We start from the raw sequence: 14033 nt of genomic DNA, 5'->3' as shown, positions 1-14033 counted from the left end.
GCCGGGCGTCGCACGGGAAACCTCGGTAACACGGGGTTCACATCCGGGCAACGGACGGGAAATCGCGCCTTGCCAAGCTGCGTGGCAGAGACCGCAGCACCCGCAAAGGATGGCGACCGTGACGTTCAAGGCTGAGTACATCTGGATCGACGGCACCGAGCCGACCGCCAAGCTCCGTTCCAAGACGAAGATCATGGCCGGGTCCCCCTCGGCGGACGCCGCGGAGCTGCCCCTCTGGGGCTTCGACGGTTCGAGCACCAGCCAGGCCGAGGGCCACGCCTCCGACCGGGTGCTGAAGCCGGTCTTCACCTGTCCGGACCCGATCCGCGGCGGTGACGACATCCTCGTCCTGTGCGAGGTCTTCGACATCGACATGACGCCGCACGCGTCCAACACCCGTGCCGCGCTGCGCCCGTTCGCCGAGCGGTTCGCCGGCCAGGAGCCGATATTCGGCATCGAGCAGGAGTACACGTTCTTCGACGGCCACCGGCCGCTCGGCTTCCCCGAGGGCGGCTTCCCGGCCGCGCAGGGCGGCTACTACTGCGGGGTCGGCGCCGACGAGATCTTCGGCCGCGACATCGTCGAGAAGCACCTGGACAACTGTCTGAAGGCGGGGCTGGGCATCTCCGGTATCAACGCCGAGGTCATGCCCGGCCAGTGGGAGTTCCAGGTGGGCCCGCTGTCCCCGCTGGAGGTCTCCGACCAGCTGTGGATCGCCCGCTGGCTGCTGTACCGCACCGCCGAGGACTTCGACGTCTCCGCGACCCTGGACCCGAAGCCGGTCAAGGGCGACTGGAACGGCGCGGGCGCGCACACCAACTTCTCCACCAGGGCCATGCGCGAGGGATACGACGCGATCATCACCGCGTGCGAGTCGCTCGGCGAGGGCTCGAAGCCCCTGGACCACGTCAAGAACTACGGCGCGGGCATCGACGACCGGCTGACGGGTCTGCACGAGACCGCCCCGTGGAACGAGTACAGCTACGGCGTCTCCGACCGCGGCGCCTCGGTCCGTATCCCGTGGCAGGTCGAGCAGGAAGGCAAGGGCTACATCGAGGACCGCCGCCCGAACGCCAACGTCGACCCGTACGTCGTCACGCGGCTGATCGTCGAGACCTGCTGCTCCGCGCTGGAGAAGGCCGGCCAGGCCTGATCCCCGGCAGTCCCGCGTACGCGGAGGGGCCGCCCACCGGTTTTCCGGTGGGCGGCCCCTCCGCCGTGGTGGGCGGCCGGGCGCGGGTCCGTGGCCGGGGCGGGTCCGTTGTCAGTGGCGCGTGTCAGGGTGGGGGCATGCTCGATATCAAGGTGGAGACCGAGAACTCCGAGACCCACACGCGGATTTCTCCGGAGGCGCTGAGCGCTCTGGTGCACCGTGTCGGAGGTCGCAAGGACCGTTTCCTGGTGGTGCAGCGTGTTCCGGACCGCCCCGGATTCTTTGTGCAGGTCTGGCACGAGGAGGGCGGGGACTACCAGCTGGAGTACCGCGCGGGCGGCCCCGTCGACCACTTCCAGGCACGGCTCGGCTCCCCCGCGCGGGTGGCCGACGCCATGGTGCGGTGGGCGCGGCAGGAGCCCGCGTGGGATTCGGGCATCGACTGGGCGTCCGCCGGGATGCCCGCCGCCGAGCCGGTGCCGGAGCTCGCGCCGGAGATCCGGAAGCAGTTGACCGAGCGGATACGGCTGTGGCTGCTCGGCGGCTACGGCACGGTGACCTCGCTGACCGAGGCGGCCGAGGAGCACCTCGTCAAGGACGGAGTCCGTCCCGTCTCCCGTGCCCAGGCCTACGAGCTCGTGGAGCGGTTGTGGCTGGAGCGGGTCGAGGAGCAGTGCGCATGGACGGACGTCACCGACGCCGACCGGCTGGAGCGGGCCTTCGCCGCGCTGGAGGGGCGCGGAATCACGGCCCGTGAGCACTTCGCCTGCTGCCGCTCCTGCGGGCTGAGCGAGATCCACGCGGAGAACGAACAGGCGCGCGGCTTCGTCTTCTTCTCCTCGCAGGGCTCCGACAGCGTCGCCTCGGGGCACGGGCTCACGCTGTATTTCGGCGGGTTCGACGAGTCGGAGCGGACGACCGCGGACGTGGGTCACGAGGTCGTGGCGGCCCTGCGCGAGGAGGGGCTGACGGTGGCGTGGGACGGCTCGCCGGACCAGGCGGTCGAGATGGAGGGCCTCGACTGGCGCAAGCGGCTGATCGGCTGAGCGGCGGGGGACCGGTGGGTCACCGGCCGGGGCGGGACGGCCGCCGGGGGCGGGAGCGGCCCACGCGGTGAGGCAGGTAACACCAAGGGTCCGTATCGACGGGTGGGAGGACCCTCCTGCGGTGCCGAGTTGTCTGCTTCAATGGAGACATGGCCAGCTACCAGTACATCGCGTCGGGTCGCAGCGACCTTGAGCCGTTCTGGCCGTCCCGTCAGCATCATGATTTCGACCGGGTGTGTTGCCGCGCGTGGAACGCGCAGGCCCTCTAAAGCCGCTCACCCGGCCTTCGGTCCGCGCGCACGACGCAAGTCCGTCCCTGACGACTCCTCGCGCGAAAGAGCTGACCCTCCATGGCGAACACCCGTACCTTCTCCACCGCTTCGGCCGCCACCTCGGCGTCCGCCGCTGCCACCACCCCCGCCCGCCCCCTGTCCCCCAACCGGCACCGGCTGCGCGCCGTCGACCGTGACGAGGTCGTCCGGCTCTCCGATGTCGCCGACTTCCTGCCGCCGGGTGCCACCTGGCTGCCCGCGCCCCAGCACACCCTTCCGGCGCTGCCCGGTCAGCCGCCGATGATCGGCTATCTGGTGCTCGTACCGGCCGATCAGCAGCCGGTGATCGCCGGAGCGGTCGCCGCGTCCCAGCACCGGGCGGGCCACCCGCAGTTCGACCGGCCAGGACCGGCCGCCCAGCAGTTCGTCCCGGAGCCGGTCGACGAGAGCCTCGCGGCCGGGCCGGTCCGGATCGACTCCGTCCGGCGCACCGCCTCGGTGGACGGCAGCACGCTGGATCTGACGTATCTGGAGTTCGAACTGCTGGCCCATCTGGTGGCGCATCCGCACCGGGTGCACACCCGTGATCAGCTGGTGACGACGGTCTGGGGTTACGGGCACGTGGGCGACGGGCGCACCGTCGATGTCCATGTGGCCCGGCTGCGCCGCAAGCTGGGCGCCGAGCACCGCCGTTCGATCCAGACGGTCCGGCGGGTGGGCTACAAGTACGCCCCCTGACGGCCCCGGTCCGGGCGACGCACCCGAAGCGCCCCGACGCGGCCCCGGGCTCCGGGTGCGTACCGGAGCCCGGGGCCGCACCACCCGCACCGCGTCGCGGAACGGCGGTGCGGTGCGGTGGGGCGGTGCGGTGGGGGTGGTCAGCCGGGGGATCCCGCTCCCGCCGGGACGCCGGACGTCTCCGGGCCGCGGTCCGGGCCCCCGCCCGTTTCCGGGTCGCCGTGTTCCGGGGCGGGCAGCCGGGACAGTCCGCGCGGGGTGCGCCAGTTCCGCTCGCCGAGCAGCAGCATGACGGAGGGCAGCAGGACCATCCGTACGATCGTGGCGTCCAGCAGCACCGCGACGGCGAGGCCGACGCCCATCTGCTGCATGTCCTGCATGGACAGGGTGCCGAAGACCGCGAACACCGCCACCATGATCGCCGCGGCGCCGGTCACCGCACCGGCCGTGCGCCGGATGCCCGTGTCGATCGCGGACCGGTTGTCCAGGCCGCCGTTGCGGGCCTCACGGATCCGGGAGACCACGAACACGTGGTAGTCCATGGACAGTCCGAACAGGACCACCAGGACGAACAGCGGCATCCAGGACTCGATCGCGCCGACCCCCTCGGAACCGATCAGCGAGGCGCCCCAGCCGTGCTGGAAGACGGCGACCATCACCCCGTAGGCGGCGCCCACGGAGAGCAGGTTGAGCAGGATCGCGGTCACGGCGATGACGTACGAGCGGAAGCAGAACAGCATCAGCAGGAAGGTCACCACCGTGATGAACGCGAAGACCGGGACCATGCCGCGCTTCAGCTGATCGTTGAAGTCGACGGACCCGGCGACCTCCCCGGTCACATACACCTCGGCTCCCGTGCCGTCGAAGGCCCGCGGCAGCCGGTGCTCGCGCAGCTCGGCCAGATCCGCCGTGCCGTCCGGCAGCGGCACCTCGATCTCCGCGACGTTGCGCGCGGCATGGACGCTCACCCGGTCGAAGGAGCCGAGCGCCCTGCGGAGTTCCGGTGTGCCGATGTCGTCGGCCCGGACGACGACGAGGGCGGGATCGGGGCCGCCCGGGAAGCTCTCGGTGATGTGGCGGTGGGCGACGGAGAGCTCCGAGTCCGAGCCGAACTGCTTCTCCAGCCCGAGCGCCTCGGTCTTCATCCCGACGACGGGCGCGGCCAGGGCGAGCAGGACGGTGACGGCGCCGATGGCGAAGACCTTGGGCCGGGCCAGGACGGGCTTCAGCACCGTGCCCGCGATACCGCCGCCGGCGCTCGCGCCGCGCTTGCCGCGACGGTTGAGCAGCGGGACGCGGCCCGCGTCGATCCGGTCGCCGAGCCAGGACAGCAGGGCCGGCAGGACGGTCACGGAGCCCAGCATCGCGATGAACACGACGATGATCGTGGCGAGCGCGAAGCCCTTGAACAGCAGCAGTCCGGACAGGAACATGCCGCCCATGGCGACCATCACCGTCACTCCGGAGACGAGCACGGCGCGGCCACTGGTCGCCGCCGCGACGCGCAGCGCCGTCTCCGCGTCGTGCCCCGCGGCCCGCTCGTCCCGTTCGCGGCGCAGATAGAAGAGGCAGTAGTCGACGCCGACGGCGAAGCCCATCAGGAACATCACGGAGTACGTGGTCTGGAACAGGTGCAGCTGGTGGCTGGCGAGCGAGAGCAGACCGAAGGCGGCCATGCACGCGGTCAGCGCGAGCCCGACCGGGAGCAGGGCCGCCACCACGGCGCCGAAGGCCACGAGCAGGATGCCCAGCGCCAGGGGTACGGCGGTGAACTCGGCCTTCTTGAAGTCCTCGGCGAGCAGGTCACCGAGCCATTTGCCCGCGCTGGCCTCGCCGAACTGGTGGATCTCGACGTTCCCATGGGTCTCCCGGACCGAGGAGACGGCGTCCAGCACCGGCTGCACCCGCTCGGCGGAGGTCGCCGCTTCGCCCTTCATCTCGAAGGTGATCAGGGCCTCCCTGCCGTCCTCCGAGGGGACGGGAGCGGCGAGATTGCGCACCTCGCCGGTCCTGCGTACGGCCTCGGTGAGGTCGCGGGCCGCCTCCTTCCAGTCACCGGCCGCGCCGGCGGAGACCATGACCAGCTCGCCCGCGGGCTTGCCGAGTCCGGCGTCGGAGAGGATCCGCTCCGCACGGGCCGAGTCGCCCGCGCCGTTCTCCGCGTCGGACATCTCGACCATGCCGGATGCCCCGCCGATGCCCGTGGCGAGCACGACGAAGAGCAGCCAGCCGAGGATGGCCGTCTTTCGATGGTGTGCGCTCCACACACCGATGCGTGCCGCGAGGTTGCGCCTCATGCGGATGTCGCCCCCAGAGGTAGACGTCGTACAGGACGCTCCGAATCTAGGAACGGCGGGCCGTCCGCCCCAGCCGTCGAAGCCCCCGGTCACGGAGCCGTAGGGCGAGGCCGGAGGGTGGTGCCAGGTACACCCCGCACCGGGTGGCCCGACGGCTGACGCCCTGGGGGTCCCCGGGGTGAGACTGTCCTGTGACCGGGACCCGCTGGGGTCCGGCGAGGGGAGAGAACACCATGAAGGCGATGTGGCGACGGATACGGCCGCCGATGCTGGCGGCGGGACGCGGGCTCCTTCTCGCCGTCGCCGGTCCGGTGGGGTCGATCACCCTGTTCGTCCTGGCGGTGCTCTCCCTCGCCTTCATCGTGCTGGGCATCGGACTCGTCACCACCCCGCCGGTGCTCGAAGCGGTGCGCAGGCACGCCAACCAGCGCCGGCTGTGGGCGGTCAGCTGGTCGCAGGTGCGCGTTCCGGTGCCGTACCGGCCCTTCCCGCCGGACCTCCGCCCCGGATTCACCGGCCAGGTGGAGCGCACGACGCTGATGCTCAAGGACCCGGCGACCTGGCGGGACCTCCAGTGGCTGCTGATCGACATGACGGCCGGCACCGTCGTGGCCTCCCTGTCCGCGGGCCTGATGATCTACCCGTTGGAGTCGCTGGTCCTCGCGGCGGGCCTGTGGCGGGTGTTCCGGGACGACGCGTACTGGTACGGATTCGTTCCGGTGGACAGCCAGGCGTCCGCGCTCGCCGCCGTCGCGCTCGGTCTGGTGCTCTTCGGCGTCGGGCTGAAGGCGAGCGAACCGCTGCTGCGTCTGCACTTCGTGCTCGCCCGCTCGGTCCTCGCCCCCACCCATGACCAGGAGCTGGAGCGGCGTATCGAACGGCTCACCGAGACCCGGCACGAGGCGGTGGACACGGCCGCGTCCGAACTGCGGCGCATCGAGCGGGATCTGCACGACGGCGCCCAGGCCCGGCTGGTCGCCATGGGGATGAACCTGGGCACCGTCGAGGCCCTCATCGAGAAGGACCCGGTCCGGGCGAAGAAGATGCTGGCCATGGCCCGTGAGTCCTCCGCGGAGGCCCTCACCGAGCTGCGCGATCTCGTACGGGGCATCCATCCGCCGGTGCTGGCCGAGCGGGGGCTCGGCGACGCGGTGCGGGCGCTGGCCCTGCGGCTGCCGGTCGAGTCCGAGGTGAACGTGGAACTGGCGGGGCGCGCCGGGGCTCCGGTGGAGTCGGCGGCGTACTTCGCGGTCAGCGAGGCCCTGACGAACGCGGTGAAGCACTCGGGGGCCGACCGGCTCTGGGTGGACCTGGATCACGCCGGGGGGATGCTGCGCGTCTCCGTCACGGACAACGGCCGGGGCGGTGCGGCGATCGGTTCCGGCTCGGGGCTGAGCGGAATCGAACGGCGACTGAGTACATTCGACGGCGTACTGGCCGTCAGCAGCCCCGCGGGCGGTCCCACCATGGTGACCATGGAGATTCCTTGCGAGTTGTCCTAGCCGAAGATCTCTTCCTGCTGCGCGACGGTCTGGTGCGCATGCTGGAGGCCTATGACTTCGAGATCGCCGCGGCTGTGGAGACCGGGCCCGAACTGACCCGGGCCCTCGCCGAGTTGGAGCCGGATGTCGCCGTCGTCGACGTCCGGCTCCCGCCGTCCCACACGGACGAGGGTCTCCAGTGCGCGCTGGCCGCCCGGCGGGCGCGGCCCGGACTGCCGGTGCTGGTGCTCTCCCAGCATGTGGAGCAGCTGTACGCCCGCGAGCTGCTGGCGGACGGCGCGGGCGGTATCGGCTATCTGCTCAAGGACCGGGTGTTCGACGCGGACCAGTTCATCGACGCGGTCCGCCGGGTCGCGGCGGGCGGTACGGCGATGGATCCGCAGGTCATCTCGCAGTTGCTGTCCCGCCGTTCGCAGGACAGGCCGATCGGCGGCCTGACCCCGCGCGAGCGCGAGGTGATGGAACAGATGGCGCAGGGCCGTTCGAACGCGGCGATCGCCTCGCACATGGTGATCACGGAGCGGGCGGTGGCCAAGCACACCTCGAACATCTTCGGGAAGCTCGGCCTGCCGCCGTCGGAGGACGACAACCGCCGTGTTCTCGCGGTGCTCGCCCACCTCGACCGGGGCGGTTCCTGAAACGGTTCCCGAGAGGCGGGCCCGGGAGGTTCAGTGGCGGGCCACGGCCAGGCTGACCACGTAGGTCTCCTCCACCACACCGTCCGGGAAGATCTCCGACAGCAGCTCGCGCTCCCGGGCGAGAAAACCGGCGACCGCCTCCGGGTCCGCGACCAGGAAGTCGGAGTAGCTGCTGACGTTGCCCAGGTGCACATCGAGCGGCACGCGCCGGCTCCAGGGCAGCAGGCGCGTTTCGAAGGAGAGTCCGTCCGGCAGGGCCGCCCGGAACCGGGCCCGCGCGTCGTGGGGGGTCTCGGCGGCGCCGAAGAACTTCCGCATACGGGCGTCCTGTTCACCGATCCACGGCACCGCCGGGTCGGAGTCGTTCCACCACAGGGCGAGCGCCCCGCCGGGCCGCAGGACCCGGCGGGCCTCGGGGACCGAGCGGCCGGTGTCGGTCCAGTGCCAGGCCTGGGCGTAGGTGAGCAGGTCCATGGAGTGCGACCGCAGCGGCAGACGGTTGCCGTCGCCCCGGACGAGGGGCACCGCGGGCAGCCTCCGGCGGAACTCCTCGGCCATCCCGTCACCCGGCTCCACCGCCGTGACGCGGGCGCCGTGCGCGTGGAGCAGCGCGGTGCCGAGCCCGGTACCCGCGCCGATGTCCGCGACCCGGGCGCCGTGCAGTCCGAAGCCGGCCAACTCCTCGACGGCGCCCAGGAGCACGGGCGGGTACGAGGGCCTGTTCGCGCCGTACGCGGCGGCGGCGGCATCGAAGGAGCGCGCCTGCGAAGTTTTTGTCATACGACCATCATGGCCCGGCGCCCACGGGCCGGGCGAAGGCTCTCGGACCGGCGCGCGCCCCGGCGCCCACAGCCCTGCGGGAGTTCGCCGGAGGCCCCGGCGCGACCGCGTACGGGAAAATCCCCGCACGCCTCTGTTCCCCCCGCTTACCCGTCAGTACATTGACAACATGTCTAACACGCAGCCAGCGGCGGTCGCGTCGGAGCGGACGCCCCTCAAGGCCCGCCAGGTCTCCTTCGCCTGGGAGAAGACTCCCCTGCACTGGGTGCCGGGCGACCCGTTCACCACGCACACCATCAATGTGCTCCATCTGCTGCTCCCGGCCGGGGAACGCTGGTTCATCCATGTGTACCGGCAGATCCTTCCCTACATCCATGACGAGCGACTGCGCCAGGACGTCATCGGGTTCATCGGCCAGGAGGCCGTGCACTCGCAGGCCCACGACGATGTGCTGCCGCATCTGAAGACGCTGGGCCTCGACCCCACCCCGTACACCGCGCAGGTCGACTGGTTCTTCGAGAAGCTGCTCGGGGACCGGACACTGCCGCCCGGCCGGGCGGCCAAGTGGTGGCTGATGGAGCGGGTCGCGACCATCGCGGCGATCGAGCACTACACCGCGTTCCTCGGCGACTGGGTCCTCAACGCCGAGGCCCTGGACCGGCGGGGCGCCGACCCGACGATGCTGGACCTGCTGCGCTGGCACGGCGCCGAGGAGGTCGAGCACCGGTCCGTCGCCTTCGAGGTGTTCATGCATGTCGACGGCGGCTACCGGCGGCGGCTGCGGACCTGGGCGACGGCGTTCTCCGCGCTGATCTTCCTCTGGCAGCGCGGCGTCCGCTTCTTCATGGCGAACGACCCGAGCCTGCTCGACGGCAAGGCCTCGTTCAAGGCGTTCCACGAGAGCGGCAGGCGGGGCACACTGCCCAGCACCGGTGCCATCCTGCGGTCCGTCCCCAGCTATCTCAGCCGGTCCTACCACCCCTCCCAGGAGGGCAGCACGGCCCAGGCCGTCGACTATCTCGCCACATCGCCCGCGGCCCTGGCCGCCGAGGCCCGTACGACGGGAACCCGCTGAACCATGGCCCTGCCCCGTCCTCGTACCGTCGTCCTGGTCACCGGCGCCGCCCTGCTCGCCCGGCGGGCCCTGCGCCGGCGCATCGCGAAGTCCCCGCTGTGGCCCATGCCCGCCCTGGCCGAACCCACATCGGGCCGCTCCGGGCGGCACTCCACCACCACCCGGCGGCTGCTGATCACCGAACGCACAGCGGTCGCCGACGGGGTGCTCCAGCTCCGGCTGGAGGGTGCCGGGCTGCCGCCCTGGGAGCCCGGCGCCCATCTGGACCTGCTGCTGCCGTCCGGACTGGTACGGCAGTACTCCCTCTGCGGCGACCCCGCCGACCCCGGGGCGTACACCGTGGCGACCCGGCTGGCCGAGGACGGCCGGGGCGGGTCCCGCGAGGTGCACACCCGGCTCCACGAGGGCGAGGAGGTCGAGGTCCGGGGTCCCCGCAACCGTTTCCCGCTGGCCGACGCCCCCGCGTACGTGTTCGTCGCGGGCGGCATCGGGATCACCCCGATCCTGCCCATGCTGCGTGCCGTCGCCGCCTCCGGTGCCCCCTGGCGGCTGCTGTACGGGGGCCGTTCGCGGGCCTCGATGCCGTTCCTGGCCGAGATCGAACGGCTCGGCGCGGACGGCGGCCGGGTCAGCGTCGTCGCGCGGGACGAGGCGGGCCACCCGGACGCCGCCGCGTTCCTGGCGGACGCGGCACCCGGCACGGCGGTCCACTGCTGCGGCCCCGAACCCCTGATGGACGCGGTCGCCGCCGCGCTCCCGGACGGCTGCACCCTGCATCTGGAGCGCTTCGCCCCGGCGGCGTCCGGCGCGGCGGGCACCGGCTCCTTCGAGGTGGAGCTGCGCCGCTCGGCCCGTACGGTGAAGGTCGAGGCCGGACAGTCGGTGCTCGCCGCCGTGCGCGAGGAGCTGCCCCATGTCTCGTACTCCTGCGAGCAGGGCTTCTGCGGGACCTGTCGGCAGGGGGTCCTGGAGGGCGAGATCGACCACCGCGACGAGCTGCTCACGGACGGGGAGCGGGAGGACTCGATGCTGATCTGCGTCTCGCGCTGCCGCGGTGAACGGCTGGTGCTGGACCTGTAGACCGGGTTCCCGAAGTCCCTCCCGGCCAGGCCCGGGAGGGACCCCCGCGATCTCTGCGACCGGCCCCGGATAGGCTGTTGGCATGACGACCGGGGTACGGCGCAGGATGGGCGTCGAGGAGCGCAGACAGCAGTTGATCGGTGTCGCGCTGGAGCTGTTCAGCCACCGCTCCCCCGACAAGGTGTCGATCGACGAGATCGCCGCCGCCGCGGGCATCTCGCGACCGCTGGTGTACCACTACTTCCCCGGTAAGCAGAGCCTGTACGAGGCGGCGCTGCGACGGGCGGCGGACGAACTGTCGGCCCGCTTCCTGGAACCGCTCGAAGGCCCCCTGGGCGCACGGCTGTTGAGGGTCATGGGCCGGTTCTTCGACTTCGTCGACGAGCACGGGCCGGGCTTCTGGGCCCTGATGCGCGGCGGGCCCGCGGTCGGCTCCTCGACGGCGAACGCCATGATCGACGGGGTGCGGCAGGCGGCGTACGAGCAGATCATCACCCACCTCGGGGTGGAAGTGCCGCCCGCCCGACTGGAGTTGGTCGTCCGGTCCTGGGTGTCGCTGGCCGAGTCGACGGCGCTGATCTGGCTGGACGGCCGGCGGGTGCCGCGCGCGGAGCTGGAGCGGCAGCTGGTGCACGACTTCGCGGCGCTGGCCGCCGTCAGCGCCGCGTACGACCGGGAGATGGCGGGCATCGTGCTGCGGGTCTTCTCCCAGGAGCCGGCGGACAGCCCGTTCGCGGAGCTGCTGACGCGGCTCGCCGCCCTGGCGCCCGCCGTGCCGCCCGTCCCCCCGCAGCGACAGCCCTGAGGACCGTCCGACGGTCCCCGGGCTCCCCCGAAGTCCCCGGCGTCAGCCCTTGCGGTACGAGGGGTCCAGGTCACGTGTCTCCGCCGAGACATGCAGGTCCTGTCCCTCGGCGGGCTTCACATAGCCGTGCAGCAGGTCGAGCACGGACTCGGCCAGCCGGCCCTTGAGTTCCGGGCTGCGGCCCGCCAGCATCGCGATGGCGATGTGCACGATCACATCGCCGGTGGGGGCGTCGCCCACCACGGACTCCTCGACCCGGCGGAATCTGGTCTTGCAGTTGGGTACTTGCGTGCTGACCGTCTCCGCGATCAGCGGATGCAGGGCGAGGGCGAAGCCGCGCCGGTCGAAGGCGTCGTCCAGCCCGGCGGAGTAGTCGACGGTGATCTGCGGCATCAAGCGCTCCTGAGTGCGGTGTGGCGAGTGCGGTACGGGGCGTGCGACAGCCGGGTCCGTCCGGCGTACCGGCCCCGCCGCCCGGCTCCACCCTCGCGTGATCGCCGGGCCGGCACAAGTGGCGCCCGGCCGTCATTCGGGCCCGCTCCGCAGGGCCGCCGCGAGCCCCACCTCCGCGTTGTCCGCCTGCCCCCGTTCGAAGGCGCGCTGGTAGGCGGCGTCGCCGACGGCGGCCCGCGCCTGCTGTTCGCAGGCCTCGCGGACCGGGCCGAGCTCCGGGGTGCCGCGCTGCGGGTGGCCGACCATCCGCCAGTACGCCTGCCCGGTGCCGTACACCCTGGCCGCTCGGGCGCCCGCGCCCTGGGCGGCGATCGCGGCGGCGAGGATGTCCAGCCCCAGGGCGATGCCGAAGCTGTCGCGGAGCCGGTGCTTGCCCGCGAGCATCGACCGGGCGTGCGCGGCGGACTCCCGCGGACGGTCCTGGAACAGGGCGATCAGGGCGAGCTGGTAGTCGACATAGGACCGGGTCCAGTACTCGTCGCGCGCCACGCAGGCGGCCCGCAGGAACGCGGCGGCCTCCGAGGCCTCGTCGAGCCGGCCCGTCGCGGTCAGGGCGAACAGCGCGACGAGGTGGCAGCGCAGCCGGTAGGCCGATTCCACGGGGGACGCGGAGGTGTCCCGGAGCACCTCCGCGACCGCGTCGAGGGCCGCCACGGGCCGCCCGGTCATCAGGTGGGTGAGGCCGGACAGATATCCGGCGCTGAGGACACCCTCGTCGTCGCCCTCCGCCACGGCCACGGCGGCACAGAGGGCGCCGAGCCGCTCGGCGGTCACGAAGTCGCCCTGGAGCAGGGCCGCGACCCCGTGCACCCACTGGAGCCTCGTCCGGTCGGGTCCGCCCGCCGGAGCCGCCTCCAGTGCCCGCCGGGCGTAACCGCGGGCCTCGGACAGATGCCCGCAGCAGGTCCAGAAGAAGCCGACCCGGCCCGTCATCTCCTGGGCCGCGGGGACGTCGTGGGCCAGCAGGTGGTCGAGCGCGGCGCACAGGTCCATATGGGCGTCGGCGATCCTGTGGTACCAGGACACCTGCTCACGGCCGGTCCAGCCGGCGTGGGCGCTGCGGGTGAGCGCGAGGAAGCAGGCGGCGTGCCGGTCGGCGGCGGCCCGCTCCTCGCCGAGTTCGGCGAGCCACATCCGGCCGTACTCGCGCAGGGTGTCCAGCATCCGGTGCCGGTCCCCGTCCCGCTTCACGACGGACTTGGCGACCAGGCCCCGCAGCGCCTCGCCGACGCCGTCCGGGGTGAGCGGGCCCGCCGCGCAGACCTCGCGGGCGATGTCCTCGTCGAAGTCCGTGCGCAGGGGGGTCAGACGGGCCCACAGGAGGCGTTCCAGCGGGGTGCAGAGTTCATGGCTCCAGCCGATGGTGGTGCGCAGGGCACGGTGGCGGCGCGGCGAGAACGAGTCGTCGTTGAGGGTGTCCAGGCGGGAGCCGAGCCGCTGGGCGATCTGTTCGACGGAGTGCGCCCGCATGCCCGCGGCGGCCAGTTCGATGGCGAGCGGGATGCCTTCGAGCCGGCGGCAGATCTCGTCGGCCGCCGCCGCCTCGCCCGGCGCGTCCAGCCTGGCTCCGGGGTCGGCGGTGCGCGCCCGGTCCCGGAAGAGGCGTAACGCGTCGGGGGCTCCGTCGACCGGCAGCGGCGGGACCTCCAGCACGTGTTCGCCCCGGGTGCCCAGCGGCTGCCTGCTGGTGACGAGGACGGTGAGGCCGGGTGAGGTGGTGAGGATCTCCCCCAGCAGATGGCCGCACGAGGTGCGCAGGTGCTCGCAGGAGTCGAGGACGAGCAGCAGCCGCTTGTCCATGAGCCATTCGCACAGGGCGTCGACGGGCATCCGCAGGGTGTGGTCGGCGAACCCGACGGCGTCCGAGACGGTGGACAGCAGCGGCCCCGCGTCGTAGAGCGGGGAGAGATCGGCCCACCAGGCTCCGTCGGGGTAGCGCTCCGCCGCGAGCCGGGCGCCCCGGAGGGCGAGCCGGGTCTTGCCGACGCCGCCGGGGCCGATGAGTGTGGTCAGCCGCCCGGTGGCCAGTGCGCGTTCCAGCCGGGCCAGTTCGGCCTGCCGTCCGACGAAGCTGGTCGTCTCCTCGGGAAGGTTTCCCACCATGGTCGATCATCACCGTCCGGCGCGCTGGAGCAGGGGTCCGCCGGTGAGGCCGCGGACGCCCGGCGGCACCGCCCCGGAGCCCCGGCGGGCC

12 protein-coding genes are annotated in these 14033 nt (G+C 72.3%); 8 read left to right on the top strand and 4 right to left on the bottom strand.

Annotated features, from left to right (window positions below):
• The first annotated feature begins 118 nt into the window (after window positions 1-118).
• The 3 genes from glnII to ABT170_RS01400 all read left to right on the top strand — a co-directional run bounded on the left by glnII (window position 119) and on the right by ABT170_RS01400 (window position 3209).
• Window positions 119-1153, top strand: coding sequence for a glutamine synthetase (glnII, locus tag ABT170_RS01410; RefSeq protein ID WP_329943242.1), 1035 nt, complete (start codon window positions 119-121; stop codon window positions 1151-1153).
• A gap of 137 nt (window positions 1154-1290) precedes the next feature.
• Window positions 1291-2199, top strand: coding sequence for a DUF6891 domain-containing protein (locus tag ABT170_RS01405; protein ID WP_351863352.1), 909 nt, complete (start codon window positions 1291-1293; stop codon window positions 2197-2199).
• Window positions 2200-2549: 350 nt separating this feature from the next.
• Window positions 2550-3209 (top strand): winged helix-turn-helix domain-containing protein, encoded by a 660-nt coding sequence (locus ABT170_RS01400; protein ID WP_351863350.1) that lies wholly within the window; start codon window positions 2550-2552, stop codon window positions 3207-3209.
• 140 nt (window positions 3210-3349) lie between these two features.
• On the opposite strand, the gene ABT170_RS01395 is transcribed toward ABT170_RS01400, so the two are convergent.
• On the bottom strand, window positions 3350-5506 hold the full coding sequence (locus ABT170_RS01395; protein WP_351863348.1) for an MMPL family transporter: 2157 nt from the start codon (window positions 5504-5506) through the stop codon (window positions 3350-3352).
• Window positions 5507-5739: 233 nt separating this feature from the next.
• On the opposite strand from ABT170_RS01395, the gene ABT170_RS01390 reads away from it, so the two are divergent.
• On the top strand, window positions 5740-7008 hold the full coding sequence (locus ABT170_RS01390; RefSeq protein ID WP_329943246.1) for a sensor histidine kinase: 1269 nt from the start codon (window positions 5740-5742) through the stop codon (window positions 7006-7008).
• Window positions 6993-7646, top strand: a complete 654-nt coding sequence (locus ABT170_RS01385) for a response regulator transcription factor (protein ID WP_329943247.1) — start codon at window positions 6993-6995, stop codon at window positions 7644-7646. The genes ABT170_RS01390 and ABT170_RS01385 overlap by 16 nt, the downstream gene beginning before the upstream one ends.
• 30 nt (window positions 7647-7676) lie before the next feature.
• On the opposite strand, the gene ABT170_RS01380 is transcribed toward ABT170_RS01385, so the two are convergent.
• Complete coding sequence (locus ABT170_RS01380; protein ID WP_329943248.1) at window positions 7677-8426, bottom strand: class I SAM-dependent methyltransferase; 750 nt, start codon at window positions 8424-8426, stop codon at window positions 7677-7679.
• Between the two features lie 169 nt (window positions 8427-8595).
• Between ABT170_RS01380 and ABT170_RS01375 the strand changes: the two genes are divergently transcribed.
• The 3 genes from ABT170_RS01375 (at window position 8596) to ABT170_RS01365 (ending at window position 11386) form a co-directional block, all read left to right on the top strand.
• Window positions 8596-9501, top strand: a complete 906-nt coding sequence (locus tag ABT170_RS01375) for a metal-dependent hydrolase (RefSeq protein WP_329943249.1) — start codon at window positions 8596-8598, stop codon at window positions 9499-9501.
• 3 nt (window positions 9502-9504) lie between these two features.
• Window positions 9505-10581: a PDR/VanB family oxidoreductase gene (locus tag ABT170_RS01370; RefSeq protein WP_329943250.1), complete on the top strand. Its 1077-nt coding sequence runs from the start codon at window positions 9505-9507 to the stop codon at window positions 10579-10581.
• Between the two features lie 82 nt (window positions 10582-10663).
• Window positions 10664-11386, top strand: a complete 723-nt coding sequence (locus ABT170_RS01365; RefSeq protein ID WP_266930100.1) for a TetR/AcrR family transcriptional regulator — start codon at window positions 10664-10666, stop codon at window positions 11384-11386.
• A gap of 42 nt (window positions 11387-11428) precedes the next feature.
• On the opposite strand, the gene ABT170_RS01360 is transcribed toward ABT170_RS01365, so the two are convergent.
• The gene (locus tag ABT170_RS01360; RefSeq protein ID WP_351863344.1) at window positions 11429-11779 is read right to left on the bottom strand and encodes a 5-carboxymethyl-2-hydroxymuconate Delta-isomerase; all 351 of its coding nucleotides are present in this window, start codon (window positions 11777-11779) and stop codon (window positions 11429-11431) included.
• Window positions 11780-11911: 132 nt separating this feature from the next.
• Window positions 11912-13942, bottom strand: a complete 2031-nt coding sequence (locus ABT170_RS01355; RefSeq protein WP_329943252.1) for an ATP-binding protein — start codon at window positions 13940-13942, stop codon at window positions 11912-11914.
• Between the last annotated feature and the right edge of the window lie 91 nt (window positions 13943-14033).

It is taken from the genome of Streptomyces sp. NPDC001787 (assembly GCF_040297465.1).
GTDB lineage: Bacteria > Actinomycetota > Actinomycetes > Streptomycetales > Streptomycetaceae > Streptomyces.
The sequence above is the reverse complement of the archived record's forward strand: the minus strand, read 5'-3'. Positions and strand labels throughout refer to the sequence as shown.